The organism is Curtobacterium sp. YR515 (genome assembly GCF_900113095.1).
Lineage (GTDB): Bacteria > Actinomycetota > Actinomycetes > Actinomycetales > Microbacteriaceae > Curtobacterium.
Genome location: NZ_FOOD01000001.1, coordinates 681963 through 708148, shown reverse-complemented (window position 1 = coordinate 708148; position 26186 = coordinate 681963). Strand labels below are relative to the sequence as shown.

Annotated in this window: 27 protein-coding genes; 10 read left to right on the top strand and 17 right to left on the bottom strand. The window is 72.4% G+C overall.

Translation table 11 applies throughout. The features are described from left to right. The first annotated feature begins 2 nt into the window (after window positions 1-2). Complete coding sequence (locus BM028_RS03355; RefSeq protein WP_071303520.1) at window positions 3-1226, top strand: M23 family metallopeptidase; 1224 nt, start codon at window positions 3-5, stop codon at window positions 1224-1226. 60 nt (window positions 1227-1286) lie between these two features. Further along, window positions 1287-2135, top strand: a complete 849-nt coding sequence (locus tag BM028_RS03350) for an NAD(P)-dependent oxidoreductase (protein WP_254789372.1) — start codon at window positions 1287-1289, stop codon at window positions 2133-2135. On the opposite strand, the gene BM028_RS03345 is transcribed toward BM028_RS03350, so the two are convergent. Together BM028_RS03345 and BM028_RS03340 are read right to left on the bottom strand one after the other, a co-directional pair. Then, on the bottom strand, window positions 2132-2392 hold the full coding sequence (locus BM028_RS03345) for a hypothetical protein (protein ID WP_071303522.1): 261 nt from the start codon (window positions 2390-2392) through the stop codon (window positions 2132-2134). The genes BM028_RS03350 and BM028_RS03345 overlap by 4 nt on opposite strands. A gap of 9 nt (window positions 2393-2401) precedes the next feature. Continuing rightward, window positions 2402-2932 carry a MarR family winged helix-turn-helix transcriptional regulator gene (locus BM028_RS03340; protein ID WP_070419236.1) on the bottom strand — a complete coding sequence of 177 codons (531 nt, stop codon included), beginning with the start codon at window positions 2930-2932 and terminating at the stop codon, window positions 2402-2404. A gap of 198 nt (window positions 2933-3130) precedes the next feature. Between BM028_RS03340 and BM028_RS03335 the strand changes: the two genes are divergently transcribed. Further along, window positions 3131-4027, top strand: a complete 897-nt coding sequence (locus tag BM028_RS03335) for an alpha-E domain-containing protein (protein ID WP_175495974.1) — start codon at window positions 3131-3133, stop codon at window positions 4025-4027. Between the two features lie 130 nt (window positions 4028-4157). Here the strand turns inward: BM028_RS03335 and BM028_RS03330 are convergent, their stop codons facing one another. Then, a complete protein-coding gene (locus BM028_RS03330; RefSeq protein ID WP_070419235.1) occupies window positions 4158-5495 on the bottom strand; it encodes an MFS transporter in 1338 nt (445 codons plus the stop codon). A gap of 5 nt (window positions 5496-5500) precedes the next feature. Beyond that, window positions 5501-5911, bottom strand: coding sequence for a MarR family winged helix-turn-helix transcriptional regulator (locus BM028_RS03325; RefSeq protein ID WP_070416969.1), 411 nt, complete (start codon window positions 5909-5911; stop codon window positions 5501-5503). A gap of 94 nt (window positions 5912-6005) precedes the next feature. Between BM028_RS03325 and BM028_RS03320 the strand changes: the two genes are divergently transcribed. Beyond that, a complete protein-coding gene (locus BM028_RS03320; RefSeq protein ID WP_092384524.1) occupies window positions 6006-6758 on the top strand; it encodes an SDR family NAD(P)-dependent oxidoreductase in 753 nt (250 codons plus the stop codon). 143 nt (window positions 6759-6901) lie between these two features. Here the strand turns inward: BM028_RS03320 and BM028_RS03315 are convergent, their stop codons facing one another. Both BM028_RS03315 and BM028_RS03310 read right to left on the bottom strand, forming a co-directional pair. Then, window positions 6902-7171 carry a hypothetical protein gene (locus BM028_RS03315; protein ID WP_071303526.1) on the bottom strand — a complete coding sequence of 90 codons (270 nt, stop codon included), beginning with the start codon at window positions 7169-7171 and terminating at the stop codon, window positions 6902-6904. An 11-nt stretch (window positions 7172-7182) separates the two neighbouring features. Then, window positions 7183-8325 carry an inorganic phosphate transporter gene (locus tag BM028_RS03310; RefSeq protein ID WP_092384522.1) on the bottom strand — a complete coding sequence of 381 codons (1143 nt, stop codon included), beginning with the start codon at window positions 8323-8325 and terminating at the stop codon, window positions 7183-7185. Between the two features lie 98 nt (window positions 8326-8423). Between BM028_RS03310 and BM028_RS03305 the strand changes: the two genes are divergently transcribed. The 3 genes from BM028_RS03305 to BM028_RS03295 all read left to right on the top strand — a co-directional run bounded on the left by BM028_RS03305 (window position 8424) and on the right by BM028_RS03295 (window position 10985). After that, window positions 8424-9299 carry an alpha/beta fold hydrolase gene (locus BM028_RS03305; protein WP_071295057.1) on the top strand — a complete coding sequence of 292 codons (876 nt, stop codon included), beginning with the start codon at window positions 8424-8426 and terminating at the stop codon, window positions 9297-9299. A 79-nt stretch (window positions 9300-9378) separates the two neighbouring features. Continuing rightward, window positions 9379-10428 (top strand): lipoate-protein ligase LplAB, encoded by a 1050-nt coding sequence (locus BM028_RS03300; protein ID WP_070416964.1) that lies wholly within the window; start codon window positions 9379-9381, stop codon window positions 10426-10428. Between the two features lie 44 nt (window positions 10429-10472). Next, window positions 10473-10985 (top strand): hypothetical protein, encoded by a 513-nt coding sequence (locus BM028_RS03295; protein WP_139219737.1) that lies wholly within the window; start codon window positions 10473-10475, stop codon window positions 10983-10985. Here BM028_RS03295 and BM028_RS03290 read toward each other — a convergent pair. Continuing rightward, the gene (locus tag BM028_RS03290; RefSeq protein ID WP_175495973.1) at window positions 10970-12547 is read right to left on the bottom strand and encodes an AAA family ATPase; all 1578 of its coding nucleotides are present in this window, start codon (window positions 12545-12547) and stop codon (window positions 10970-10972) included. The two genes, BM028_RS03295 and BM028_RS03290, sit on opposite strands and share 16 nt — an antisense overlap. Before the next feature lie 197 nt (window positions 12548-12744). Between BM028_RS03290 and BM028_RS03285 the strand changes: the two genes are divergently transcribed. Continuing rightward, complete coding sequence (locus BM028_RS03285; RefSeq protein ID WP_139219736.1) at window positions 12745-13074, top strand: hypothetical protein; 330 nt, start codon at window positions 12745-12747, stop codon at window positions 13072-13074. 39 nt (window positions 13075-13113) lie between these two features. On the opposite strand, the gene BM028_RS03280 is transcribed toward BM028_RS03285, so the two are convergent. Beyond that, window positions 13114-13401 carry a GNAT family N-acetyltransferase gene (locus tag BM028_RS03280; RefSeq protein WP_070416961.1) on the bottom strand — a complete coding sequence of 96 codons (288 nt, stop codon included), beginning with the start codon at window positions 13399-13401 and terminating at the stop codon, window positions 13114-13116. Between the two features lie 69 nt (window positions 13402-13470). Here BM028_RS03280 and BM028_RS03275 point away from each other — a divergent pair, with 69 nt between their 5' ends. Further along, window positions 13471-14856, top strand: a complete 1386-nt coding sequence (locus tag BM028_RS03275; RefSeq protein ID WP_139219735.1) for a hypothetical protein — start codon at window positions 13471-13473, stop codon at window positions 14854-14856. Window positions 14857-14902: 46 nt separating this feature from the next. Then, window positions 14903-15820: a DNA-methyltransferase gene (locus BM028_RS03270; protein ID WP_092384514.1), complete on the top strand. Its 918-nt coding sequence runs from the start codon at window positions 14903-14905 to the stop codon at window positions 15818-15820. An 8-nt stretch (window positions 15821-15828) separates the two neighbouring features. On the opposite strand, the gene BM028_RS03265 is transcribed toward BM028_RS03270, so the two are convergent. The 9 genes from BM028_RS03265 to BM028_RS03230 all read right to left on the bottom strand — a co-directional run bounded on the left by BM028_RS03265 (window position 15829) and on the right by BM028_RS03230 (window position 26117). After that, window positions 15829-18315: an MDR family MFS transporter gene (locus BM028_RS03265; RefSeq protein WP_092384512.1), complete on the bottom strand. Its 2487-nt coding sequence runs from the start codon at window positions 18313-18315 to the stop codon at window positions 15829-15831. 186 nt (window positions 18316-18501) lie between these two features. After that, window positions 18502-19437 (bottom strand): hypothetical protein, encoded by a 936-nt coding sequence (locus BM028_RS03260; protein ID WP_092384510.1) that lies wholly within the window; start codon window positions 19435-19437, stop codon window positions 18502-18504. A 12-nt stretch (window positions 19438-19449) separates the two neighbouring features. Then, window positions 19450-21069: a phosphoglucomutase (alpha-D-glucose-1,6-bisphosphate-dependent) gene (gene pgm, locus BM028_RS03255; protein ID WP_092384508.1), complete on the bottom strand. Its 1620-nt coding sequence runs from the start codon at window positions 21067-21069 to the stop codon at window positions 19450-19452. Window positions 21070-21222: 153 nt separating this feature from the next. Further along, window positions 21223-21468 (bottom strand): hypothetical protein, encoded by a 246-nt coding sequence (locus tag BM028_RS03250; protein ID WP_071295066.1) that lies wholly within the window; start codon window positions 21466-21468, stop codon window positions 21223-21225. Between the two features lie 118 nt (window positions 21469-21586). After that, window positions 21587-22249, bottom strand: a complete 663-nt coding sequence (locus BM028_RS03245; protein WP_092384506.1) for a methyltransferase domain-containing protein — start codon at window positions 22247-22249, stop codon at window positions 21587-21589. After that, window positions 22246-22878 (bottom strand): TIGR04282 family arsenosugar biosynthesis glycosyltransferase, encoded by a 633-nt coding sequence (locus tag BM028_RS18160; protein WP_139219734.1) that lies wholly within the window; start codon window positions 22876-22878, stop codon window positions 22246-22248. The genes BM028_RS03245 and BM028_RS18160 overlap by 4 nt, the downstream gene beginning before the upstream one ends. Next, window positions 22875-23621: a glycosyltransferase family 2 protein gene (locus tag BM028_RS18155; RefSeq protein ID WP_139219733.1), complete on the bottom strand. Its 747-nt coding sequence runs from the start codon at window positions 23619-23621 to the stop codon at window positions 22875-22877. Before BM028_RS18155 ends, BM028_RS18160 begins: the two co-directional genes overlap by 4 nt. A 529-nt stretch (window positions 23622-24150) precedes the next feature. Continuing rightward, window positions 24151-25221: an NAD-dependent epimerase/dehydratase family protein gene (locus tag BM028_RS03235; RefSeq protein ID WP_092384504.1), complete on the bottom strand. Its 1071-nt coding sequence runs from the start codon at window positions 25219-25221 to the stop codon at window positions 24151-24153. After that, entirely contained in the window at window positions 25218-26117 is a 900-nt protein-coding gene (locus tag BM028_RS03230; protein WP_254789371.1) for an MTAP family purine nucleoside phosphorylase, read from the bottom strand. Before BM028_RS03230 ends, BM028_RS03235 begins: the two co-directional genes overlap by 4 nt. Between the last annotated feature and the right edge of the window lie 69 nt (window positions 26118-26186).

Sequence of the window (26186 nt, the reverse complement as noted above, 5' to 3'; positions counted from 1 at the left end):
CGATGTCCACGACGACGGACCGCCTGCCGATGCGCCCGCGGGGCGCCGCTCGCCACGCGGCCAACGCCCCGGCCGGGGTCGAGCCGCTGCCCACCCGTCGTGCTCGCCGTGCGGCAGAGCGTGCGGCGGCGGACCCGACCACCGCGCCCGGCACCGACACCCTCACCACGACGCCGCGCGCCGCTGCTCCGAGCATCGAGGTGCCAGGCGTCGACACTCCGGGCACCGCCAGCCTCCGGCATCCCGATCTCCCCGCGGCGTCGCCCGCGCCGACACCCCCGGCGTCCGAGCCGTCGACCCCACCGGCAGCCAGACCGTCGGCCCGGCGGGCTGCGTCGGCCCCGCCGGCCGTCCCGGTCGTGTCCCCGACCGTGACGACCGGAGCCGTCACCCACTCGACCACCGGGGCGGCGGTGTCCCCTCCCGCCGCCCCGGTCTCCACCAGCGCAGGGAACCCGCAGCCCCTGCCGTCGCGACGGACGCTGCGCACCGAGACGCCCGCGATCCGCCCCACTGCCCTCGGGCATGCCGTCACCCAGGCGATCACGCTGCCGCTCCGCTCGATCGGCTCGGCCTTCGCGTCCGCACGGGCCGTCCCGCTCACCGCGACCGCCGTCGCCGCGTGCCTGTTCGTCACCGTCGCCACACCGCAGACGGCGACCGCAGCGAGCGTGACGTCGGTGCTCCCGGCGCTCGACGTGCAGGAGTACACGACCTCGGCGACGTCGACCGCCCGCGCCGAGCGGGACGGCTTCGCGATCGGCCGGGCACCCGAGCGTCGCGCGGCAGCGGCCCCGTCGTCCGAGCCGGCTCCGGGCGCCTCGGCAGCCAGGCCCGTCGCGGGGACGATCCCGGCAGCGGGCGGCTTCGGCTCGCGGTGGGTCAGCGGCTGCGGTGCCTGTTCGACGAACCACCAGGGGCTCGACTTCGCCGCGCGTGAGGGGACGGCCGTCGTGGCGGCGATGTCCGGACGCGTGGTGTCCGCCGGGGTCGTCGGCGGGTACGGCAACCAGGTCCTGCTGCAGCACGCCGACGGCTCCCAGACCCGGTACGGGCACCTCTCCCAGATCGGTGTCCGGGTGGGGCAGACCGTGACGGCAGGGCAGCGCATCGGTGCCGTGGGGAACACCGGCGTCTCGACCGGGTCGCACCTGCACTTCGAGGTCCTCCACGGTGGGGTGGCGGTCGACCCGGCGGTGTGGCTCCGGGACCGCGGACTGCTCTGATCGACGGCGCGTACCGTCGAACGGGCGACCGCACGGTGCGGCGCAGGGACGGAGACGCGCGTGCGGGTGACGGTACTGGGGACCGGGGCGATGGGTGCCGGGGTGGCTGGGTCGCTGCTCCGCGAGGGCCACACGGTGACCGTGTGGAACCGGAGCGCCGACAAGGCCGCTCCGCTGGGTGAGCAGGGTGCGACCGTGGCGGACGACCCCGGCGCAGCGGTGGCCGATGCCGAGGTCGTGCTGCTCACGCTCTTCGACACGGACGCGGTGGTGGACGTCCTCGAGGCCTCCGCGGGCGACGCCCCGACCGACGCCGTGTGGGTGCAGTGCTCCACGATCGGCGTCGCCGGCACCGAGACCGTCGTGCAGCTCGCCGCGAAGTACGGGATCACCCTCGTCGAGGCGATGATGCTCGGCACGAAGGCACCCGCCGAGCAGGGCACGCTGACGATGCTCGCCGCCGGACCCGCGGACGTGCTCGACCGCATCGACCCGGTGCTCGACGCGATCGGCGCGAAGACCGTGCGTGCGGGGGACCAGGTCGGTGCCGGGACCGCGCTCAAGCTCGCGGCGAACGCCTGGATCGCGTCGATCACGGCCGCGACCGGGCAGTCGCTCGCGGTCGCGAAGTCGCTCGGGCTGGACCCGGCGCTCTTCCTCGAGGCGATCGACGGCAGCGCCAGCGACTCGGCCTACGCGCACACCAAGGGCAAGTCGATCATCGAGGGGTCGTTCCCGGCGCAGTTCGCGCTCGACGGTCTCCGGAAGGACATCGGCCTCATCACCGACGCCGCGCGCAGCACGGGGGTGTCGACGGTCCTGCTCGACGCACTGGGCCGGGTCTACGCCGACGCCAGCGCTGCGGGACACGGCGGCGACGACATCGCGGCCGTCGGCACGGCGTTCTAGCGCAGGTCGTCACGCCGGGCCGTGCGGCGCCCGTCCCGTCCGAGGAACCGTCGGAGCGCGTTCGTCAGGCGCCCCACGGTCTCGTCGTTCATCGTGTTGGCGAGGTCGAACGCCTCGCGCGCGGGATCGGCCCCGGCCTGGATCCGACGGAGTGCGGCGTCCGCGCGGGCCCGGGCGTCGAGCTCCGCCACGGGCATGTCGTCCTCGGGGTCGTGCGGCGCGGGCGTCGCGGTGCCGTCGGTGCCCGTGTCTGCCATGCCAGCAGGCTACGCGGACCGGCTGACGCGGTGCCCACGACCGGCGACGTCGACGCCGTCCACGACGCGGACCATCTCGTCGAGGAACGACACGATGACGGCCATGTCGTCGGTCGACAGGTGCTCGGTCGCCTCGACCGCGCGGGAGTCGAGCTGGTCGATCACCCGGAGCACCTGGCGCATCGAGCCACCGGACGCGGTCAGGATGACGCCGCGACGGTCGTTCGGGTCCGGGTGGCGTTCGACGTGCCCGCTCCGGACGAGCCGGTCGACGAGTGCCGACGTCGACGCCGGGGTGATGTCGAGGTGTTCGGCGAGGTCCTTCGCGTTGACCGTACGGCCGGCCTCTTCCGCGTCGAGGAGTGCACGGAGGGCGAGCAGGGCGTTCTCACCGATGCCCAGTGCCTCACGCGCGCGTCGCTGTGCTGCGCTCTCGGCGCTCCGGTACCTGCGGAGTGCGTTCAGCACGTCCACCGCGTCGACCCGGGAATCCTCGCCGTACCAGAACCCCGCGGCGCTCGTCGTCACCTCGGTACTCATGGTCACAATGCTAGACGCTCTAGTTAGATTGTCTAGCGAGCGCGGAGAGTGGACCGGGGACGCACGCCGGACGTCCAGGATCGGACCCGGCACACGGGCGCACCAGCGGGGTCCGCGCCGAGCCGCAACACCCGTGACGCGGCGACGAAACACCCTCGCAATCCCCGGTCAGTAGGTTCACGGCATGCAGGAGCCGACGTGCTGAGCCGACTCGCGGGGAGCGTGTTCCACGTCGGGAGCGCCGTGGAACGGGCCGAGGTCGTCGCGCGCATGCTCGACGTGTACGTCGCCCGCGGTGAGCCCGCCGGGGCCGAGCACGACCGGGCGGTCGCCGCCGAGCTCCGGGCGGTCGTGGGGGCCGCGGGACCGGCGAACGACCCGGACCGGGCCTCGACGATCGACTCCCTCGCCCTCGACCGGCATGAACCGGCGTCCATCGCGTCGGCCGTCGCGGTCGCGCGGGACAACGCCCGGCGTGCCCGTGAGGTCGTCTCCACCGAACTGTGGGACTGCCTCAACGTCACCCGGTCGCGGATGCCCCGCAAGGTCGCACCTGATCGCGCCCACGAGTTCCTGGCGTGGGTGCGGGAGCGCAGCGCCCTGGCGATCGGGGTCGTCGAGGCCGATGCGAGCCACGACGAGGTCTGGGAGTTCTTCACGCTCGGCCGTGCGCTGCAGCGGTGTTCGGCCACGGCGCGACTGCTCGCGTCGGGGTTGCTCGACCCGGAGTCGGGCGCGTCCTGGACGACGGCGCTCCGGGCGTGCGGCGCCGGCGAGGCGTTCCAGCGCGGCCGCGACCACCACACGCCCGGGCCGGAGGACGCCGCGGCGTTCCTGCTCCTGGACGAGCACAGTCCGCGGTCGCTGCGGTTCCTCGCGCGGCGGGCGGACGAGTGCCTCGCCGACGTGGCGCCGTCGTGCATCGCCGACGAGGTGCGTGCGTTCGCGGACACCCGAGCGGGCCTCGAGTCGGTGTCCGACGACGGCGCGGTGCTGGCAGCCCGCGCCGCGGGGGAGCGGCTCGCGGCGGCGGCGGACCTGGTGGTGCAGGCCCTCGACGAACGCGTCTTCGCCGCGCCCGAACCCGCGCGCTGAGCCGCGCCCGAACCCGCGCGCTGAGCCGCGCCCGGACCCGTGTGCCGGACCGTGCCCTGGACGGACGTGACGACGGACGGGAGGCGCGGTGCGGGGCCGACCCGCGCCTCCCGTCCGTCAGGCGGTCACGTCAGACCGCGCTGGACCGGTCCGCGACCGCCTCGTCGCGCTCCAGGTCCTGCCGCAGCGCCGCGCGCGACGCGCGGGTCCCCACGACCGGCACCGCGTGCGTGATCGCCAGGTGCAGCCGGGTGTCCGCGTCGTACCGCACCCGGAAGCGCTCGTACCGGATGAGCCACACGAGCGCGATCGCCAGGGCCACGAACCCCGATGCCGCGCCGACGGCGATGGCCCAGCGTGGACCCCACGCGTCGGCGACGGCGCCGACGATGGGGGCGCCGATGGGGGTGCCGCCCGCGAAGATCGCCATGTAGAGGGCCATCACCCGTCCGCGCATCGCGGGCTTCGTGGTGGTCTGGACGAGGGCGTTCGCGGTCGTCATGAACGTCAGCGACGCGAGCCCGACGAAGACCAGGACGATCGCGAACGACCAGTACGTCGGAGCGACGGCGGCCGCGACGCAGGCCAGGCCGAACCCGGCGGAGGCGACGACGAGCGTGCGCATCCGCGGGCGGTCGCGGCGTGCGGAGAGCAGGGCGCCGGCGACCGAACCGATCGCCATGACCGAGTTGAGCAGGCCGAACTCGCCCGCCCCCTTGTGGAACTCGACGCGGGCCATGGTCGAGGTGAAGATCGGGAAGTTCACGCCGAAGGTCCCGACGACGAAGATCATGCAGAGCACGACGATGATGTCCGGCCGCGTCCGCACGTACTGGAAGCCCGCGAGGATCTGCCCCTTGCCGCGCTTCGGTCGGATCCGCTCGGCGAGCTGTGCGGGGTCGACGAAGCGGAGCGCGATGAGCACGGCCAGGAACGAGGCGGCGTTGATGACGAACACCCAGCCGGAGCCGATCGCCGCGATGAGCACACCGGCGACCGCGGGGCCGATCAGCCTGGCGGCGTTGAAGGAGGCCGAGTTGAGCGCCACGGCGTTGGCGACGTTCTCGCCCTGCACGACGTCGGACACGAAGGCCTGGCGGATCGGGGTGTCGAACGCGGCGACGATGCCGAGCGCGAGGGCGAACCCGTAGAGCGACCAGATCGTGGCGGTGTCGGTCAGCACCATGATGCCGAGCCCCAGGCCGAGGGCGCCCATCAGCCCCTGCGTCAGCATGAGCATCTTGCGCCGGTCGAACCGGTCGGCGGCGAGCCCGGTCAGGGGCAGGAGGAGCAGCTGCGGACCGAACTGCAGGGCCATCGTGATGCCGACCGCGATGGCGTCGTTGTCGGACAGCTTCGTCAGGACGATCCAGTCCTGGGCGGTGCGCTGCATCCAGGTGCCGACGTTGGACACCAGGGCGCCGGCGAACCAGATGCGGTAGTTGCGGCCGGACAGGGAGCGGAACATGGCGGTCACTGCTGGGCCAGCCTCCTCATGATCTCGGTGGCGTCCGCGAGGGTCCGCCGTTCTGCGTCGGTGAGCTCGGCGAGCCGCGGGGTGAGCCAGCCGTCCCGACGACGACGGGTCTCCTCGACGAACGCGGCACCGGCGCCGGTCGCCCCGAGCAGGACCTTGCGGCGGTCGTCGCCGTGGTCGCCCTTCGAGACGAGGCCGCGCTCGACGAGGACGGCGATCGTCTTCGTCATCGACGGTGGGGTGACGCCGTCCTGCCGGCTGAGTTCGGCGAGGGTCATCGGGCCGTCGCGGTGCAGTCGGGCGAGCGCGGAGAACTGGGCATCGCTGACGGTGGTGTCGGCCTTCTGCGCACGGAGCGTGCGGGAGAGGCGGTTCACCGCGATGCGGAGGTCGGTGGCGTCGGTCACAGGTCGTTAGCCTAGCAAATTAGTTCAGCGAACGAACTGGTTTTCAGGTGTATCGTACTGTTGAACAACAGGTGTTGTCCAGAGAGAAGGAATCATGTCCGAGTTCGAGGGCAAGGTCGCCATCGTCACCGGTGGCGGCAGCGGTATCGGCGAGGCCGTCGCGAAGGAGCTCGCCGCTGCGGGCGCGACGGTCGTCGTCACCGACATCAAACTCGACGCCGCACAGCGGGTCGTGACGTCGATCGAGGAAGCCGGCGGGACGGCGAGTGCGTTCGAGGCCAACTCGGCCGTCGCCGCCGACAACGAGCGCATGGTGCAGTTCGCCGTGGACACCTACGGAGCCCTGCACCTCGCCGTGAACAACGCCGGCATCGGCGCCGCACCGCAGCCCATCGGCGAGTACGACGTCGCCGCGTGGGACCGCGTGCGTGCGGTGGACCTCGACGGGGTGTTCTACGGCCTCCGCTACGAGATCCCCGCGATGGTCGCCGCCGGCGGTGGCGCGATCGTGAACATGTCGTCGGTGCTCGGCTCGGTCGGCATCGCGCAGAACGCCGCCTACGTGGCGTCGAAGCACGCGCTGGTCGGCCTCACGAAGGTCGCCGCCCTCGAGTACACGGCGCAGGGCGTCCGGACGAACGCGGTCGGACCGGGCTTCATCGACACGCCGCTCGTGCGCGCGTCGCTCTCGCCCGAGGCGCTCACCGCGCTCGAGGCGGAGCACGCGGCGAAGCGCCTCGGCACCGATGCCGAGGTCGCGGCCCTGGTGCTGTTCCTGCTCAGCGACAAGGCGTCCTTCATCAGCGGCAGCTACCACCTGGTCGACGGCGGCTACAGCGCTCACTGAGGCGCTGCGTCCGCGCGCGGGCCTGGGCGCCGGCGCGGGCGCCGGCGCCGCATGGTGAGCAGAAATGGTCGGGTCCGGCGTGCGGACCCGACCATTTCTGCTCACCAAGCGGGCGCCCGCGCGCCCGCGCGCCCGCGCGGCGCTCAGTGGAACTGCGGGATCGTCATCCAGATGCCGAAGAGCACGGCAGCGATGCAGACCGCGAAGCACAGCCCGGCACCCGCCAGCGCGAGCGGGGGCGTGTGGCCGGACCGCGGGGTCTCCTGCGCGTACTGGGTGTGCTCGCCCCCGGCGTCGACCGGTTGGCCGGTGCCGAGCAGCCGCAGCCCGAGCGTGTAGAGGAGCACCACGCCGACCGCGGCCACGAAGCCGACCCCCGCGACGGTGCCGATGCTGGTGAAGTCGATGTCCATCGTCGTCCCCTTCAGTTCCGGGCCGCGACCGGCTCGCGCTCGGCCTCGTCCGCGGTGATGTCCTCGTGCGAGACCGGGCGCCGCTTGGCGAGGGCGTAGAACGTGAGGCCTGCGGCCAGGGCGAGCACCGCGACCAGGACGAGCCCGATGGTCGACGTCGACGCGACCCAGGTGGCGAGGGCACCGACGACCGCGGCCGCGGGCAGCGTGATCACCCACGCGACGACGATGCGACCGACGACCGACCAGTGCACGTCGGCGAGCTTCTTGCCGAGGCCGGAGCCGATCACCGAGCCGCTCGTGACGTGGGTGGTCGAGAGCGCGAAGCCGAGGTGCGAGGACACGAGGATCGTCGCCGCCGAGCTGGTCTCCGCCGCGAAGCCCTGCGGGGACTGCACGTCGGAGATCTTCTTGCCGACGGTCTGCATGATCCGCCAGCCGCCCATGTAGGTGCCGAGGCCGATCGCGAGGCCGCACGCCAGGATCACCCAGAGCGCCGGTCCGGTGCCGGCGGACTGGTAATTCGCGGCGATGAGGGTGAGCGTGATGACGCCCATCGTCTTCTGCGCGTCGTTCGTCCCGTGGGCGAGCGACACGAGCGACGCCGAGATCGTCTGGCCGTGCCGGAAGCCCGTCGCCGCACCGTGGGTGGTCGCGTTCTTCGTCAGCGTGTAGGCGATGTACGTCGCGACGAGGGCGATGACACCCGCGATGACGGGGGAGAGCAGGGCCGGCAGGACGACCTTCGAGACGACCGTCGCCCAGTCGACCGAGTTCAGGCCTGCGCCGATGATCGACGCACCGATGAGCCCGCCGAACAGCGCGTGCGTCGAGGACGACGGGAGGCCGAAGTACCACGTGGCGAGGTTCCAGAGGACGGCGCCGACGAGTCCCGCGAAGATCATGGTCGGCGAGATGTGGATGCCGTCCTGCCCCTCGCGGATGATGCCCTGCGAGACGGTCTTCGCGACCTCGGTGGACAGGAACGCGCCGACCACGTTGAGGACGGCGGAGATGAGCACGGCGGTGCGGGGCTTGAGGGCACCCGTGGCGACCGAGGTGGCCATGGCGTTCGCGGTGTCGTGGAAGCCGTTCGTGAAGTCGAACACGAGGGCCACCACGATCACCAGCACGACGGTGACGAGGACGTCCATGCGCGAGACGCTAGGCCTGCTCCGAACCCGCTGCGTGAACGCCGGGTGAACACCGGCGGCCACCTGGCTGCGTCCGACCCGTCTGCGAGGATGCTCACGTGCCCACCTTCTCCGCAGCGCGAGGCGACGCCTCGTTCACCGACGCGCACGGCGTCGAGATCGTCTACTCGACCTGGCGTGCGGCGCGTCCGAAGGGCATCGTGCAGATCGCGCACGGGGTCGGCGAGCACGGGCTCCGGTACGAGCCGCTCGCGCAGGATCTCGTCCGCGCGGGCTGGACCGTGCACGCGAACGACCACCGCGGGCACGGTCGGACCGGCCTCGCGCAGTGGGACGGCGACCACGCCAAGCTCGGACGGCTCGGCCCCGGCGGCCTGCGGGCCGCGATCGCGGCCGTCGAGCAGATGAGCGCCGTCGCGCGCGAGGACACCCCCGGCGTCCCGCTCGTGCTGCTCGGCCACTCGTGGGGCTCGCTCATGGCCCAGCGGATCGTGAACACGTCGTCCGGCTCCTACGACGGGGTCGTCCTCTCCGCGAGCGCGTACCGGTTGCCGGGGTGGATGAACAGCGGCGACCTGAACGCCCGGCACGCGGGCTCGGGGCCGACGAAGTTCGAGTGGCTCACCCGGGACCGGGCGGTCATCGAGGCCGTCGCGGCCGACCCGCTCGCGGTCGAAGCGGACGTCATCGGCCTCTTCGGGCTGCGGGACGCCCTCCGGCTGCTCGGGGTCCCGCGTCGGGGCATCGCGCACGACCTGCCGATGCTGCTGCAGGTCGGCTCCGAGGACTCGCTCGGCGGCCCGCGGTCGGTCGAGCGCCTCGCGCAGGCGTACCGGCGGCGCGGTGGGCTCTCCGACGTCACCGTGCGGGTGTACGAGGGGGCGCGGCACGAGGTCTACAACGAGACCAACCGCGACGAGGTCGTCGCGGACCTGGTCGCGTGGCTGGACCGGGCGGTCGCGCGCACGTCCTGAGACGGTACCGGCTGACGGCCAGGAGGCGCGGGGCGGCGCCGCCCCGCGCCTCCCGTCCGACGCGGCGTAGGCTCGTGGTGTGCACGGTGAGTACAAGGTCCCGGGAGGCAAGCTGGTCGTCGTCGACCTCGAGGTCGTCGACGGGGTGATCGACCAGTTCCGGCTCGCCGGGGACTTCTTCCTCGAACCGGACGACGCGCTGCCGCTCATCGACGCCGCCGTGGACGGGCTGCCGGCCACGACCGATGCCGCGGGCATCGCCGCCGCCGTCCGTGCCGCCCTGCCGGAGGACGCCGTCCTGCTCGGGTTCACGCCCGAGTCCGTCGGGGTCGCCGTCCGCCGTGCCCTGTCGCGCGCGTCGACCTGGCGTGAGTACGACTGGGAGATCATCCACGAGGGGCCGATCAGCCCGAACGAGCACCTCGCGCTCGACCAGGTCCTCACGGAAGAAGTCGGCGCCGGACGCCGCGGCCCGACCCTCCGCATCTGGGAGTGGGACCAGCCGGCGGTCGTCATCGGGTCGTTCCAGTCCCTCAAGAACGAGGTCGACCCCGAGGGTGCCGCGAAGTACGGCGTCGAGGTCGTCCGTCGGATCTCCGGCGGCGGCGCGATGTTCATGGACGCGGGCGCGATCATCTCGTACTCGCTGTACGTGCCGACCGACCTCGTGCAGGGCATGACCTTCGCCGACTCGTACGCGTACCTCGACGAGTGGGTGATCGAGGCGCTGAAGTCCCTCGGCATCGAGGCCTACTACCAGCCGCTCAACGACATCTCGTCGACCAAGGGCAAGATCGGCGGCGCAGCACAGAAGCGGCTCGGCACCGGATCGCTGCTGCACCACGCCACCATGAGCTACGACATGGACGGCGAGAAGATGGTGCAGGTGCTCCGCATCGGTCGCGAGAAGATGAGCGACAAGGGGACGACCTCGGCTGCGAAGCGCGTCGATCCGCTGCGCTCGCAGACCGGCCTCACCCGTGCGGAGATCATCGACCGGCTCATCGCGACCTTCACGAAGCTGTACGGGGCGCACGAGGGGCACGTGACCGCGGACGAGCGGCGGCGGGCGCAGGAGCTCGTGGCGTCGAAGTTCGCGACGCGGGAGTGGCTCGAGCGCGTCCCCTGATCGGGCGGCTGTCGACCACGCACGGCACCCCCTAGGGTCGGCAGGTGCGCAGATCACCCCGTCCGTTGTCGGTACTCGTCGGAGTCGGCCTCGTCGCGACCGCCCTCGCGGGGTGCTCGGACGGTGCGCCGGACGACGCCTCGAGCGACGCACAGTCCGGGCTGCAGCGGTGGACGTCGCTGATGGAGACAGCGATCACCGACCCCGAGCACGGTCGCGGTGGGGCCGGGGGTTCCGGCGAGGGCATGGTGACCCTCGAGAACGTCCCGGCCGGCGACTGGGACCTGCTGCTCGCGTGCAACGGTGTCGACGGCGAGTACTTCCGCGCGACGGCCGGAGCCGACGTCGCGGACGTGCTCGGGCGGACGGACGCTCCGTGCGGGGCCACGACGCGGATGTCGATCACCGTGCCGGAGCCCGGCGGACTGACGCTCCGGGCGCGACCGCTCAGCGATGCGCCGGAGGCGGTCCGACGGGGTGACGTGGTGACGTACTGGTACGTGGGCGTCGTGCCGAAGGGGTTCGAGGCCGAACAGCGGACCTACGAACTGGGCTGATCGTCCTCGTCCTCGTCGGTGTCGTCGTCGTCGGCGGGGGCGCGGAGGACGAGGTCGATGCCTCCCGACGACCGGCCCGGGCGGAGGAAGGCCTGGTTCACGGGCGCGACGTACGAGCCACTGAAGGTGACCTCGTGCTCGGCGTCGTCCTCCTCGTCGATGTCGTCGGGCTCGTCGGGCTCGCCGGTGTCGTCGGCGGAGCGGGTGCCGAGCAGCTTCCGGGTCAGGGCGCTCCGCTCGGTGAGCAGCGAGTCGAGCGCTGCACGCAGGTCGACGTCCGCGGGCTCGGCACCGCGCAGGGCCGCACCGAGGACGCTCCGCCGCATGAGCTCCTTGGCGAAGGAGCCCGTCGTGCCCTCGGCACGCTCGGCCGCCTCGGCGAGGGCGGCCTCGGAGAAGGGCAGCGAGCCGGCGTACCGGCGGAAGAGCCGGACGCGCTCGGGCAGGGCGGGGAGCGGGATCTCCACGGCGAGGTCGACCCGGCCGGGACGGTCCGCGAGGGCGCGTTCGAGCACGGACACCCGGTTCGTGGTCATCACGAAGGCGACGTCCGCGTCGCCGTCGAGCCCGTCGAGCGCGTCGAGCACCTCGAACAGCAGCGGCTGCGGGGAGCTGTGGCGTTCCATCGCGACGAGGTCGATGTCCTCCATCACGACGAGTGACGGCTGGAACGTCCGGGCGATCTCGGCCGCGGCTCCGATCGCCGCGATGCTCGAGCCGGTGAGCAGGATCGCGGTGACCCCGGTCGTCCGGGTGAGGAGGTGCCGGATCGTGAGCGTCTTGCCCGTCCCGGGAGGGCCGTAGAGGAGCACACCGCGCTTGAGGTGCTGTCCGGCCGCGAGGAGCGCCGCACGCTGCTCGCCGATCCCCACGACGTGGTCGACCACCTCGTCGAGCACGCCCGCGCCGAGGACGACGTCGTCGGCGTCGACCTCGGGCCGGCGGAGGAACGTCGCTCCGGCATCGGACCCGTACTCGGACTGCACGAACGACAGGACCTGTCCGCGCAGGACGCTCCGCTCGATCATCAGGGCACGGAGGCGGAGCAGGAACGCGGTGGCGGCGTCCTGGTCGGGGGAGAGAATCTCGAGGCTGGCGCGGCCACGGCCGTACTCCGGTTTGGCGGACCGCTGGACGACCGCGACCGGAGCGCCGTCGAAGGTGAGGAACCGGAGGCCGAACGACACGACCCGACGGGTGGTGTCGGCACCGGTGGCCCGGGTGGCGTAGCTCACGGGGCCGGGCGCCCACCGCATGTGGGGGTTCGCGATGAACTCGCTGACCGAGCTGTGGAACCGGCTGTCGTCGCCCGCGATGCCGACGAGGGCGTCGGGGTCGGTGCCGGCGAGCTCCTCGAGGGCGATGTCGGCGTCGACGAGGCGGTGGTCGGGGAACTCCTCGGTGACCACGGGGACCGACTGCGGGTCGACGCCGAGGTGGGCGCCGATCCGTTCACCGATCGGTGTGGTCACCGCCTGCTGTTCCGCGGCGGCGAGTTCGTTCGCCTTCTCGATGTAGCGGGCGAACGCCCGCATGAGGTCCCGGTCTGCGTCGTCGAGCACGTCGCCATCCTGGCACGCAGCGCTGGAACGCGTGCGGCCCCGTTGGCCGGCCGCGCGTGGTCGGCCGCCCGGAGAGGGGGGTTCCGGGCGGCCGCAGGACCAGTGTGGGTGTCGTCCTGAAGAACGAGCCATGTGGATCGTGAGAATCCTCCGCGCGGCGGATGTCCTCGTCCGATCGCCGACGTAGCGTCGTGTGCGTGAACTGGTTGATCCTCCTGGGGGCGGTGGCCGCCGCGGCCGTCGTGATGTGGATCGCCGATCGCGTGGGGTGGATCGACCTGTCGAACAAGTCCACGCGCAGCGGCGGATCCGGCGGTGTGGTCTCGATGATGGACGAGGTGTTCGCGCCGACCCGTCACGAGACGCAAGCGGAGTACGAACGGCAGTCGCGCCTCCCGAGGGAGGCACCGACGCCGGCGGACGACGATCACGACCTGCTCAGCGGGAGTGTCCTCATCAAGGTGCCGGCGGTGCGCAGCGCCGGTCGGCACGCGGTGCGGGCCGGGACGCACGACCGGTCGTACTGACGACTCGTCCTGGCGGGAGCCGGCAACGCGCGGGCCGCGTCAGCGGGTCGTGAGCTCCTGGTAGTCCGGGTGCCGCTCGATCCAGGCCGCGACGTAGCTGCACTGCGGGACGACCCGGCGCGAGGACCCCGAGCGGACGTCGTCCAGCGCGTGCTCGACGAGGATCGAGGCGTGACCACCGCCGCGGTGCGCGGGGTCCACCTCGGTGTGGACGAAGCGGATCTCGTCGCCGTCGACCTCGTACGCCGCGAAGCCGATCACCTCACCGTCCTCGACGAGGGAGTACTGCTGCTTGTCGGTGTCGTTCCGGACCTCGGGTGTCGCCATGGAGCAGACGCTACGCCCCTCCCGAAGAAGGGCCTGTGTGCGCGCTGGACGCCGGGCTAGGGTCTGATCGTGCAGCACGAGACGACCCCGCCGTTCCGCTTCCGGACGCCTCCCGGGTGGCCGACACCCTCCGCTGAGTGGGTGGAACTGCACCAGGCCGCCGAGCCCGCACCGGGGTGGTCGCCAGCGCCGGGGATCCCGCCCGCACCCGAGGGCTGGCACTTCTGGGCCCCGGTCCCGCGGTCGTTCCGGGCCTTCGTGCCGGCCGCAGCCCGCCGCCTCCGCGTCGCCCAGTGGATCGGCCTCGTGGTGGCGCTCCTCGCGCTCGCCGCGGTCATCGTCGTCGCGGCGCTCGGTGGTCTGGCCGTGGTCGGACTCCTGCCGCTCGTGGCCGGGATCGCGGTGCTGGTGGTGTGCTCCGCGCGGGCGGGCGAGCTCGCTGACCGGACCGCGGCCTCGATCCGGGACGATGCGGCGGTGTGGCGGCGGACGGAGGTCCCGGCGCGGGCGCGGGCGGCGTTCCCGGAGCTCGACGAGGACGCAGCCGTGGCCGCCTGGGAGGCGGCAGCGTGGGGGCTGCCCGCCGTGCGGCCGTTCGCCGTGGCGGCGGACGCGGCACCGCGGCGTTCGCCGTTGCGCCACCGCACCCGTACGGTCGTCGCCGTGACCGCCGGTGCCGCCGCGCTCGTGCTCGTCGTCGGCGCGACGACGGCCGTCGACCCCGTCGTCCGTGCGCTGCAGAGCGACGGGCAGACGCTCGCGTACGGACTCCAGGACACCGCACCCGACGGCAGCGTCCCGGACGACAGCAGCCCGGACGACGACGCACCGGACCAGGACGCACCGGACGCGGGGGACCAGGCACCGTGGACCTCGGACGACGGCACGGTCACCGCGTCGTTCATCGGCGACGACGAGACGTGGGATGCGACCTGCGGAGCGATCGACTTCGCGGACGGCTGCTGGTCGTGGCAGATCGACAGCGAGTGCGACGGGCCGGCCCGGGTCACGGTCGGGTTCTCCGCCACCGAGGGCGGTGACGACGTGCGCACCGACACCCGCACGGTCGTGCTGACCTCCGGGCGACCGCTCGTCCTCACCGAGCAGGGGTCCGAGGAGTGGGGCGGCATCCGCGACGTCACCTGCTTCACCGCACCGGAGCACGCCGTGGCGCTGACCCGGAGCCCGCTCGACTCCGACGCCGAGGACGCCGACGGCTCGTGGCCGGACGGCTGCGTCGACTACGGCTGCGCCGGGTGGGAGGTCACCCCCGAGGCGTCCTGCGACTCGGCGACCGTGCAGTTCTCCGTCGACGAGGAGGTCGCGACGCTGCCCGGTCCGCACGACCTCGTGGTGGCGACGGCACTGCGCGCGGGCGAACCGGTGGACGTCTGGGCCGGCGGCGCGTGGCTGCCGGACGACGACGCGACGATCTCCCAGGTGACCTGCGGCTGAGCCCGGCCCGCCGGCTCCGCGGGGACGGGACGCCGCGTGGACCAGAATGGTGCACGTGCACAGCGGCGACGATCGAGGACCGGACCGGGTGGTTCTCGGCGACAACCTCGACGTCCTGCCGACCCTGGCGGACGGCTCGTTCACGCTCGTGTACCTCGACCCGCCGTTCAACACCGGCCGCTACCAGCGTCGGCACGCGAGCGCCGCGGTCCGCGAGCCGACGGTCGTTGACGAGGCCACAGCTGCCGATCGCCGGCGCGAGCGGGTGACGGGCTTCCGGGGGAGCTCCTACGAGCGCGTCCGCGGCGACCTCATGCGCTTCGACGACCGGTTCGAGGACTACTGGTCGTTCCTCGAACCGCGGCTGCTCGAGGCGTGGCGGCTCCTCGCCGAGGACGGCACCCTCTACCTCCACCTCGACTACCGCGAGTCGCACTACGCCAAGGTCCTGCTCGACGCCCTGTTCGGCCGGGAGTCCTTCCTCAACGAGATCGTCTGGGCGTACGACTTCGGTGCGAAGTCCCGGTCGCGGTGGCCGACGAAGCACGACACGATCCTCGTCTACGTCAAGGACCCGTCGCGGTACTGGTTCGACTCCGAGGCGGTCGACCGTGAGCCCTACATGGCGCCGGGACTCGTCACACCCGAGAAGCGCGAGCGCGGCAAGCTCCCGACGGACGTGTGGTGGCACACGATCGTGTCCCCGACCGGCAAGGAGAAGACCGGCTACCCGACGCAGAAGCCCGAGGGCGTGCTCCGCCGCATCGTGCAGGCGTCCTCCCGCGAGGGTGACTGGATCCTCGACTTCTTCGCCGGCAGCGGGACGACAGGCGCGGTGGCCCGCGCGCTCGGCCGGCGGTTCGTGCTCGTGGACGACAACCCGGTCGCGGTCGACGTGATGCGCCGACGACTGCCGGGGGCGTCGTTCGACGTGGTCAGCCCGTCGGACGCTTCGACGGGCTGACCACGTCGCTACTCGGCTGAGTGACGCCCGTGCCCGTGCTCGTCGGGCCTGGAGGCGCGGCTCGCCTCCGCAGCGTCGCCGCCGGTGGTGTCCGTGGTCGCGTCCGTTGCGGCGTGCGCGGCTCGGGTACGGATCGCGCCCGTGGTGGTGGGCGGCTCGTCGACCGGCGCGGCGGCGGAGTGCGCGCCGTGCGTGGTCGCGTCGGGCAGCGGTGCGCGGGTGCCGTCGAGCGAGACGGTGGAGGCACCGCCGGCTGCTCCGCCCGACCGGGTCGTCGACTGCCCGACACCGACACCGACACCGACCGCGGAACCGGCCGAGCGCGGCTGCGAGACCACGTCCGGCGAGGTCGGCACGACCGCCATCGAGCCGGTGTCCGGCGAGACGAGCGATCCCGTCCGGGCGGCTGCGTGCTGGGCGTCCACGGTCAGGCGGTCCGCGTCGGCGGTCGCCCGCTCGTTGTCCGCGCGCTCGGTGTTCGCCTGCTCCTGCAGTGCCGAGACCTTGCGGAGCGGCGGCACGCGGAAGAACCAGGTGAGCACGAAGGCGAGCAGGATCACGGCGAGGCCGACGTAGTAGACGACCACGGCGGAGTCGCTGAACCCGACGAGGAACGGCCGAGTGAGGCGCTTGTCCGCGCCGTTCAGGAACGACGTGTCGCTCGTCGACGAGCTGGTCGAGGAACTCGCGCTCGAGTCACCGCTCTTGAGCTGCTTGACGAGCGTCGGAGCAACCTCGTCGACGACGTTCTGGCGCTGGTCGGCGTTCGAGTAGTCCACCTGCAGCGTGCCGTCCACGACCTCTGCGTTCGCCTTCGACGCGGCCGTCTCGAGTGCCTGCTGCTCGGCGGCGGGCTTCGCGGCGGCGACCTGCTGGGCGATGACCGTGTCCGCCGAGGCCTCGGGGACCGTCCCGGCCGCGACCTGCTGCTGGACGGCAGCGGTGACCTGCTTCGTGACGGCGGCGTCCGCGGCCTCCTTGGCCTGGGCGGCGCCCTTGTCGAGACCGTCCTGGACGTTCTGCTGCACCGGGTCGACGATCTTGTTCCAGATCTGGTCCATCACGCCCTTGTTGTCCGACGCGTTCGCGACCGACGGGGTGAGTGCGGCGTTCAGGGCGCTCTTCAGGTCGCCCTCGTTCTGCATCGCCGTCGTGATGTTCGTCGGCATGAGCGTGAAGAGGACGGACAGCAGCACGGCGGTGCCCATGGTGCCGCCGATCTGGCGGAAGAACGTGGCGGCGCTCGTCGCGACGCCGATGTCCCGCGGGCTGACCGAGTTCTGCGCCGCCAGGGTCAGGGTCTGCATGAGCTGCCCGAGCCCGAGGCCGATGCCGAACATGCCGAGCATCAGGAACCAGAGCGGGCGATCGGCGGTGAGGAACGTCAGGACGGTGAACCCGATGGCCGTGAACGCCGTGCCGGTGATCGGGAAGACCTGGTAGTTGCCGGTCCGCGAGATGATCTGGCCCGAGGCGATCGACGAGATCATCAGACCGAGCACCATCGGGAGCATCGCGAACCCGGACTCGGTCGGGGTGACGCCCTTCACGATCTGCAGGTACAGCGGGATGGTGAGCATGGCGCCGAACATGCCGAAGCCGACTAGGACGGACAGGATCGCCGACATCGAGAACACCCGCGAGCCGAACAGCTTCAGCGGCAGGATCGCGTCGTCGCCCATCGCCCGTTCGACGATGATGAACGCGATGAGCCCGAGCGCACCGATCGCGTAGCAGGCGAAGGCGCCGGGGGAGTCCCAGCCCCACTCGCGGCCCTGCTCGGCGATGAGGAGCAGCGGCACCAGGGTCACGATGACGAGCGTCGCGCCCCACCAGTCGATCCGGGGCTTGCCGCGGTCGCCGAACTTCGGCAGGTGCAGGAACGTCAGCACCATGAAGAGCGCGATGATGCCGATCGGCACGTTGATCAGGAACACCCAGCGCCACCCGGCGATGAACAGCAGCTGGTCCGCCCCGGCGAAGACACCGCCGACGAGCGGGCCGATGACGCTCGAGATGCCGAAGACCGCCAGGAAGTAGCCCTGGTACTTGGCGCGCTCGCGCGGGGCGAGCATGTCGCCCATGATGGCGAGCGGCAGGGACATCAGACCGCCGGCACCGAGGCCCTGCAGTGCGCGGAACCCGGCGAGCATGAGCATCGAGGTCGAGAACGACGCGGCGAACGACCCGACGATGAAGATGCCGATCGCGGTGAGGAACAGCGGACGCCGGCCGAAGATGTCGGACAGCTTGCCGTAGATCGGCGTCGTGATCGTCGACGCGATGAGGTAGCCGGTCGTCACCCAGGCCTGCTGGTCGAGGCCGTGCAGGTCGTCGCCGATCGTGCGGATCGCGGTACCGACGATCGTCTGGTCGAGGGCACCGAGGAACATCCCCGCCATCAGGCCGTAGATGACCAGCAGGATTTGCCGGTGGTTCATCACGGCGTTGGACGAGGTGGTGGGTGCCGCGGGTGCGGTCGCGGTCTGGGTCATGTGCAGGGTCTCCCGGAAACTTTGCGCTGGCTGCAAAGTTACATCTGCCGCAAGGTGAAGGGTCGCGCCGGAGTGGGTTCCTGAGTGGATCGGCAGCACCGGCACCGGTTTCGGTGGTGCCTGTCGAACGCCCTCGTGAGCGCTCCCGACGCCGTCACAGTACGCCCGAGCGTGGCGTGTGGTGCGTCAGGACGCTGCGGCGGCCTGTTCGAGGGCTTCTTGGAACCGCTCGTCCACCTCGATGCGCATCGCGCCCGTCTCGTCGTCGAAGCCGGACACCGCGCTGACCCGGCCGTGGCGCGAGAAGTACAGCAGGGGGCTCAGCACCCCGCCGGGCAGGCCGTGCTCGCCGTCCGTGAGCACCTGCACGACCAGGCCGGCGAGCATCTGCACCGAGGTGATGCTCGACGCGTCACGGATCGGGACGGCGAGCAGGAGGTGCCGGTGCGGGATCGCGAACACCGTGCCGAACCCGGCGGCGCCGAAGAGCGCCGGGAGGTTGACCGCCTTCGACGCGACGAACAGGGACTCGCCCTCGACGATGAACACCCCGGGGGCGATCTCGGCGTGCTCGTCCACCGGTTCGTCGTCGGTGCCCAGCTGCCCGAAGGCGAAGAGCTCGTCGATGCCGAGGGCGAGCCGCGGCAGGGTCGGACCCGACAGCGTGCTCACCATCGTCGGGTAGTCGACGCACAGCCCGAGCACCAGCCCGGGAGCGAACGGTCGGGCGTAGTCGAGGTCGGTGGGGTCGGACGGGCCGGCGCCGAGGCCCGTGCCGCCGTCCGCGCTGGGGTCCGGCAGGATCCGCAGTCGGATGCGCTGCCGCAGCTCGTCGGCGCCGAGCTCCTCGGGTGCCGGCTCGCTGTACGCCTGGATCATCCGGTCGAAGTGCTCGGCGACCATGTCGGCCTGCACGTCCGGGGTCTCGCCGTGCACCTGCGCCGCGAGGTTCTCGAGCAGGAAGACCCGGCCGTCGGTACCGACCAGGCGAGCCTGCTCACCGGCCGGCACCTCGACCGTGGTCTCCATGCCGCGCTCGGCGAGGGCTCGTTGCGCGAGCACCACGAGCGTCGGGGCGGGCTCGTCGTGCCGATCGTCCTGCTTCCGGCCGAACCACCCCATCCGCGCGGGACCTCAGGCCCCGAGTGCGGCGTCGACGATCTCCTTGGCTTCGCGCTGCACCTGTTCGAGGTGCTCCTGCCCGACGAAGCTCTCGGCGTAGATCTTGTAGACGTCCTCGGTGCCGGACGGGCGGGCCGCGAACCACGCCTTGTCGGTGACGACCTTCACGCCGCCGACGGCCGCGTCGTTGCCCGGAGCCTTCGACAGCTTCGCCGTGATCGGGTCGCCCGCGAGGGTCTCGGCGGTGATGGCGTCACCGTCGAGCTTCGACAGGCGGGCCTTCTGCTCCTTGCTCGCGGCGGCGTCGACACGCTGGTAGACCGGGGCGCCGAAGCGTTCGGTCAGCTCGTCGTAGAGCTGCGACGGGGTCTTGCCGGTGACCGCGATGATCTCCGACGCCAGGAGCGCCAGGATGATGCCGTCCTTGTCGGTGGTCCACGCGGTGCCGTCCTTGCGGAGGAACGACGCGCCCGCCGATTCCTCGCCGCCGAAGGCCACGGAACCGTCGATCAGGCCCGGGACGAACCACTTGAAGCCGACCGGGACCTCCCACAGGCGGCGACCGAGGGACTCGGCCACGCGGTCGATGATGCTCGACGACACGAGGGTCTTGCCGATCGCGGCGTCGTCGCGCCAGGCCGGACGGTGCGCGTAGAGGTACTCGATCGCCACGGCGAGGTAGTGGTTCGGGTTCATCAGGCCGCCGTCGGGCGTGACGATGCCGTGCCGGTCGGAGTCGGCGTCGTTGCCGGTGAGGACGTCGTAGTCGTCCTTGCGCGCGACGACCGAGGCCATCGCGCTCGGGCTCGACGGGTCCATCCGGATCTTGCCGTCCCAGTCGAGGGTCATGAACGACCAGGTGGGGTCGACGTCGGGGTTGACCACGGTGAGGTCGAGCCCGTAGTGGTCGCGGATGCGGTTCCAGTAGGGGAGCGACGCACCACCGAGCGGATCGGCGCCGATCTTCACGCCGGCACGCTTGATCGCCTCGATGTCGATGATGTTCTCGAGGTCGGCGACGTAGGCGCCGAGGAAGTCGTAGCGGTCGGGCGAGGCGTGTTCGGTGCGCTGGACCTCGGCGTTGCCGCCGGCGATGATCGCGTTCGCGCGCTCGGCGATCCAGCTCGTCGCATCGCTGTCGGCCGGGCCACCGTGCGGCGGGTTGTACTTGAAGCCGCCGTCGCGGGGCGGGTTGTGGCTGGGCGTGATGACGATGCCGTCCGCCGTGTCCGCGTTGCCGGCACGGTTGTACGCGATGATCGCGTGGCTGAGCGCCGGGGTGGGGACGTAGCCGTTCTCGCTGTCGGCGAGCACGTGCACGCCGTTGGCGGCGAGGACCTCGAGCGCGGTGCGTTCGGCGGGGCCGGACAGCGCGTGCGTGTCACGGCCGATGAAGAGCGGGCCGTCGGTGCCCTGCGACGTGCGGTACTCAACGATCGCCTGCGTGATCGCGGCGATGTGGGTGTCGTTGAACGCGGAGTCCAGTGAGGAGCCGCGGTGGCCCGAGGTGCCGAAGACGACCTTCTGCTCGGGGACGGAGACGTCCGGGACGCGCTCGTGGTACGCGGCGATGAGGGCGTCGAGGTCGACGAGGTCGTCTGCAGTGGCAGGGGTGCCGGCGCGGTCGTTCATGCGTCCATCCTGGCATCGCACAGGTCGGCACGCCCAGGAACGTCGCGCCTGTGGACGACGAGCGCGCCTGTGGACGAGGAGCGAGCGGCCGTCCGCACCGGGGAGAAAGGGGCACACCCCGGGTGGACGACCACTCGCGGTACGGGGACGGCGTCAGGCCGTGCGGAACGAGCCCGTCGCGGTCCGCAGCGAACCGGTGGCCGTGCGCGTCGAGGACGTCGCGGTACCGGGCCGACGGGACTGCGTGTCGACGAAGCGGCCGAGCGCGCGACCGATCCCGGTTCCGGTGTAGGTGCCGATCGGTCGCCAGGCGGCGTCCACCGCGTAGGCGCCGAGCTCGTCACGGTTCTCGAGGCCGGTCACGTACGCGCCGCCCAGGGGGTTCTGACGGTTCTGCATGGATGCTCCTCGTCGTCGTGCCGAGGGTCGTCGGTCACCGGGCCGGCGACCGCGACGCCGTCGGCTTGATGACCACCACACTACCTCCTTCTTTTGCATGACACAAAAGAAGGAATGCTCAGGCGAGCAGCTCGCAGAAGGTCCGGCCCTCGGCGGTCCAGCTCTGCTTCGCCACGAGGCCGACCGTCTCGGCGTGGTCGAGCAGGGCGTCGACGCCCACCTCGGCCCACGGGAAGCCCGCGCTCTTGTGGCCGTCGGCGTCCACCACGCGGGCGGTGTACACCCGGTCGGCGGTGCGGTCGACGTGGGTCTCGACGACCACGCGGCCACCGACGCGCACGATCTCGCGGCACCGGGCGAGCAGGGCCGCCGGGTCGCCGCCGATGCCGATGTTCCCGTCGATCACGAGCGCCGTGTCCCAGTGCCCCTCGTCGGGGACCGGGTCGAAGACCGAGCCCTGGATCGCCGTCCCGCCGGAGCGTCGGGCGATCGCCACGGCGTCGGCGGAGACGTCCACGCCGAGCGACGGGATGCCGAGGGTGCTCGCGGCGACGAGCATCCGCCCCGGCCCGCAGCCGATGTCGATCACCGGCCCGTCCGCACCGTCGAGGAGCGACCGGTCGATGCGGTCCGCCGCGGCGCTCCAGCGGCCGACGTCGAGCGTGACCGCCCGGTCCGGTCGGGAGGTGTCCGTCAGCCGGATGCGACCATCGGTGCGGAGCGCACGCGCGTACGGTTCGCCACCGCCGGCCCCGAAGGAGACGGGTGCTTCCATGGTCATCGGAGTGCCCCCGTGGTCTCGGCCTGCAGTGCGGCGGCGAACGCGGAGTCGGGCACGAGATCGGCGACGCGCTCGGCATCCGGCACGGTGTCGACGTCGAGCAGGACCCCGAGGGTGCCCGCGTCGAGCCCGGCGTCGGTCAGGCGGGCGAACTGGACCGCACCGGTGTCGTCCTGCGACATCGGCACGCCGCGGAGCAGGTCGCCGTCCGGGTCGCGCAGGTAGAGGGACCAGAAGCCGCCGTCCTCGGCCGGGCCGAACCACGCGTCGCGCTGCGGCTCGTCGAACACCGGCGCGACGTCGGCCGGGCCGAACTGCGGCGTGTCCATGCCGACGAGCAGCGTCGGGCCGTCGACGGCGTCGAACAGTGCACCGAGGCGCTCGTCGAGGCCGCCCGTGGTCTGGTGGATGACGTCGAAGCCCTCGGCGCCGGTCGGCAGCACCGTGCCGTCGTAGAACAGCACCCGACGGGCGGCGGGCAGCGCACGGACGGTCGCCAGCGTGTCCGCGAGGCTCGCGGCGGCGACCCGCGCGGCGCCCTCGGGGGTGAGCGCCGGCGTCAGGCGGGTCTTGACCCGGCCGGGCAGGCACTCCTTCGCGACCACCGCGACGGTGATGTCGGTCGTCATGAGTGGACCTCCTCGGAGTGGGTGGGACCGGCCACGTGGCGGACCAGAGCGGGTGCGACGACGGTCGCTCGCGCCTCCCGGCGGTACTCGCGCAGCAGACGCGACATGTCCTTGACGGCGTTGACGGTGCCGCGGAGCGTGCCGGTGACCTTGCTGTCGCCGATGCGCTGCGCGTACCCGATGTCGGACTCGTCGACGCGCCACCCGGCGGCGTGCGCCGCGAGGACCATCTCGAGCGGGTAGCCGCTGCGGCGGTCCCGAAGGTCGAGGGACACCAGGTCCGCGCGACGCATCACGCGCATCGGGCCGAGGTCGCGCAGCCGGTACCCGGTCGCGCGACGCATCAGGACCGCCAGGACGCGGTTGGCGAACCGGGCGTGCGGTGCCCAGGCGCCCGGCGTGGTCGGCACGCGGCGTCCGAGGGCGAGGTCGGTGTGTCCCGTGGCCACGCGGGCGACGAGCGGGACGAGCTCGGCCGGGTCCATCGAGGCGTCGGCGTCGCAGAAGGCGACGTACTCGGCCGTGGCGGCGGCGACCCCGGCGGCGCAGGCCGAGCCGAAGCCCTTCACCGGTTCGGTGACGACGAGGGCGCCGTGGGCCCGGGCGACGTCGGCGGAGCCGTCGGTCGAGCCGTTGTCGACGACGATCGCGCGGTAGCCGCGCGGGAGTCGGCCCAGGACCTCGGGGAGGGCATCGGCCTCGTCGAGACAGGGGAGGATGACGTCGACGTTCATGTCGCCCATTCGGTGCGGAGCGTCGGAACGACTGGTGTCGGCTCCCGCCGCGCGCGTCGGCGGGGCGGGGCGGTCGGTCTCGTGGGCCGGCTGTCGTTCCATGCCTACGACACAACACGTGATGAGAGGTCGGGGTACAGGATTGGCGTCCCCCGATGGACGTTCCGCGCACTCTCGGTGGCGGGCCACCCCTGATCGGGGGACACGCAGGTGGGGCGTCGGGCGGACGCGTCACGCGGTGGGGGTGCCGGCCTGGAGGCGCGGCGCCGGTTTCGGGGACCGGCGCCGCGCCTCCAGGCGGTCGCGCTCCTGCCCGTTGGCCGCTTGCCTGCCCGCTCGCCTGCCTGCCCGCCTGCCTGCCCGCCTGGTCGCCGAGCGGGCACGAAACGTCGCGTTCGCGGCCGCTGTGCGGCCGGTTCCGCCCGCTCGCCGAACGCGAGCGGCGAGTCGTGCCCGCTCGACCGCTCAGCCCGGGCGACGCATTCCGCCCGCTCGCGGGCGCGCCCGCTCGCGGCGGCGCCGGCGAGTGGCCCGCGGCCTACTGCACCGCGGCGCGCAGCGGCGCCGTCGCGAACTCCCGCATGCCGCGCTCGAAGTCGACCTCGGCACGCCACCCGAGCTCGGCGGCGATCCGGTCCGACGACGCCGTCACGTGCCGGACGTCCCCGAGGCGGTACTCGCCCGTGACGACCGGTCGCGGCCCCTCGGGACCGGCGATCGCGGCCGCCATCTCGCCGATGGTGTGCACGACGCCGGAGCCGACGTTGTACGCACGGAAGCTCTCCGCCGGGAGCTCCGCCGTCGCGGCGATCGACGCGGCGTTCGCGCCGGCGACGTCGTCGACGTGCACGAAGTCGCGACGCTGGCGGCCGTCCTCGAAGACGCGGGGGGCCTCGCCGCGTGCGAGCGCCGAGCGGAACAGCGACGCGACGCCGGCGTACGGCGTGTTCGCGGGCATGCCCGGCCCGTAGACGTTGTGGTAGCGCAGGGCGATCGCGCGGCCTCCGGTGGCGCGCGCCCACGACGACGCGAGGTGCTCCTGCGCGACCTTCGTCTGCGCGTACACGTTGCGGGGGTCGAGCGCGGCGGACTCGTCGATCAGGCCGGGCAGGAGCGGCGTGCCGTCCGGCCCGATCGGGTCGAACTCACCGGCGTCGAGGTCGGCGCGGCGACGGGCGGGCGGGCGCACGCGCTCGCCGGCGGCGGTCGTGTACGCCCCCTCGCCGTAGACGACCATCGAGCTCGCGACCACGAGCCGGCCGATGCCGTGGCGGTCCATGCCGGCGAGGACGTGGGCCGTGCCGGCGTCGTTCGTCGAGACGTAGTCCGGGGCGTCCTGGAAGTCGACGCCGAGGCCGACCTTGGCGGCCTGGTGGCACACCACGTCCACACCGTCGAGGGCCGCGTCGAGGGCGACCCGGTCGCGGACGTCGCCGTGCACGAACTCGATGCCCTGCTGCTGGTGGGCGGTGACGACCTCGGCGGGGTCGCCGTGCACGTCGTCGCGGAGGGAGTCGAGCACGCGCACCTCGTGGCCCTCGGCCCGGGCGCGGCGGACGATGGCGGAGCCGATGAAGCCGGCGCCGCCGGTGACGAGCAGGCGGGTCACGCGGTGGCTCCCGTGGTCGCTGCTGCGGGCCGTGCGCTCGTCATGGCGCTCGCGCTCGCCTCGGCCGGGACGAGCTCGCGCGGGGTGTAGTCGTCCGGGATCGCCGCCACGATCGAGCCGATCGCGCGGACGATCACCTCGTTCGCGCGGGCCAGACGCTCCATCACCATGCCGTGCGTGACCGGGGCCTCGCCGGTTCCGGCGGCTGCCTGCGCTTCCGCCTCGGCCTCGGACGGGGCCAGGCCGGCGTCGGCGTCGGTCACGAACGAGAGGTTCACCGTCCCGATGCCGAGCTCGGCCGCGAGCGGCACCTCCGGCGTCATCGTCATGTTGATCGTGTGGCCGCCGGCCTCGCGCATCCAGACGGACTCCGCACGCGTCGAGAACCGCGGCCCCTGGATCACCACGCACGTGCCCGTCGGGCGGAACGGCACGTCGAGGCGCTCGATCGCACCGATCGCGACGCGTCGGAGCACCGGGTCGAACGGGTCCGCGAAGGAGAGGTGCTGCACGGCGTCCTCGAAGAACGTGTCCGCGCGGCCCCACGTGCGGTCGATGAGCTGGTCGGTCACGACGAAGGTCCCCGGGGCGTAGTCGGGGTGCAGCCCGCCGACGGCGCTCGACGACACCACGGCGCGGACCCCGAGCGACCGCAGCGCCCACAGGTTCGCGCGGTGGTTGATGCGGTGCGGGGCGACGGAGTGCGCGCGGCCGTGCCGGGTGAGGAACGCGACGCGCTTGCCGGCCATCGTGCCGATGCTGATCGGGCTCGACGTGGCGCCGAACGGGGTGTCGACATCGATCTCGTCCGCGGTGCCGGGTTCGAACAGCTCGTAGAGGCCCGAACCGCCGATCACCCCGATGCGCGTCTCGTCCACAGCCCCGGTCGTGGTCACGTCGTTCTCCACAGGTCCTCCGAATGGTCCTCGGCGCGTTCTGCGCGCTCGTTACGCTACTGGGACCGC

Coding starts and splice junctions, on each gene's coding strand:
- BM028_RS03330 (WP_070419235.1), bottom strand. CDS start 5,495: ATGTTCCGCTCCCTGTCCGGCCGCAACTACCGCATCTGGTTCGCCGGC.
- BM028_RS03280 (WP_070416961.1), bottom strand. CDS start 13,401: ATGGCGACACCCGAGGTCCGGAACGACACCGACAAGCAGCAGTACTCC.
- BM028_RS03250 (WP_071295066.1), bottom strand. CDS start 21,468: ATGCAGAACCGTCAGAACCCCCTGGGCGGCGCGTACGTGACCGGCCTC.
- BM028_RS03270 (WP_092384514.1), top strand. CDS start 14,903: ATGGTGCACGTGCACAGCGGCGACGATCGAGGACCGGACCGGGTGGTT.
- BM028_RS03310 (WP_092384522.1), bottom strand. CDS start 8,325: ATGGACGTCCTCGTCACCGTCGTGCTGGTGATCGTGGTGGCCCTCGTG.
- BM028_RS03245 (WP_092384506.1), bottom strand. CDS start 22,249: ATGACCATGGAAGCACCCGTCTCCTTCGGGGCCGGCGGTGGCGAACCG.
- BM028_RS18155 (WP_139219733.1), bottom strand. CDS start 23,621: ATGGGCGACATGAACGTCGACGTCATCCTCCCCTGTCTCGACGAGGCC.
- BM028_RS03340 (WP_070419236.1), bottom strand. CDS start 2,932: ATGAGTACCGAGGTGACGACGAGCGCCGCGGGGTTCTGGTACGGCGAG.
- pgm (WP_092384508.1), bottom strand. CDS start 21,069: ATGAACGACCGCGCCGGCACCCCTGCCACTGCAGACGACCTCGTCGAC.
- BM028_RS03320 (WP_092384524.1), top strand. CDS start 6,006: ATGTCCGAGTTCGAGGGCAAGGTCGCCATCGTCACCGGTGGCGGCAGC.
- BM028_RS03345 (WP_071303522.1), bottom strand. CDS start 2,392: ATGGCAGACACGGGCACCGACGGCACCGCGACGCCCGCGCCGCACGAC.
- BM028_RS03265 (WP_092384512.1), bottom strand. CDS start 18,315: ATGACCCAGACCGCGACCGCACCCGCGGCACCCACCACCTCGTCCAAC.
- BM028_RS03260 (WP_092384510.1), bottom strand. CDS start 19,437: ATGGGGTGGTTCGGCCGGAAGCAGGACGATCGGCACGACGAGCCCGCC.
- BM028_RS18160 (WP_139219734.1), bottom strand. CDS start 22,878: ATGACGACCGACATCACCGTCGCGGTGGTCGCGAAGGAGTGCCTGCCC.
- BM028_RS03355 (WP_071303520.1), top strand. CDS start 3: ATGTCCACGACGACGGACCGCCTGCCGATGCGCCCGCGGGGCGCCGCT.
- BM028_RS03315 (WP_071303526.1), bottom strand. CDS start 7,171: ATGGACATCGACTTCACCAGCATCGGCACCGTCGCGGGGGTCGGCTTC.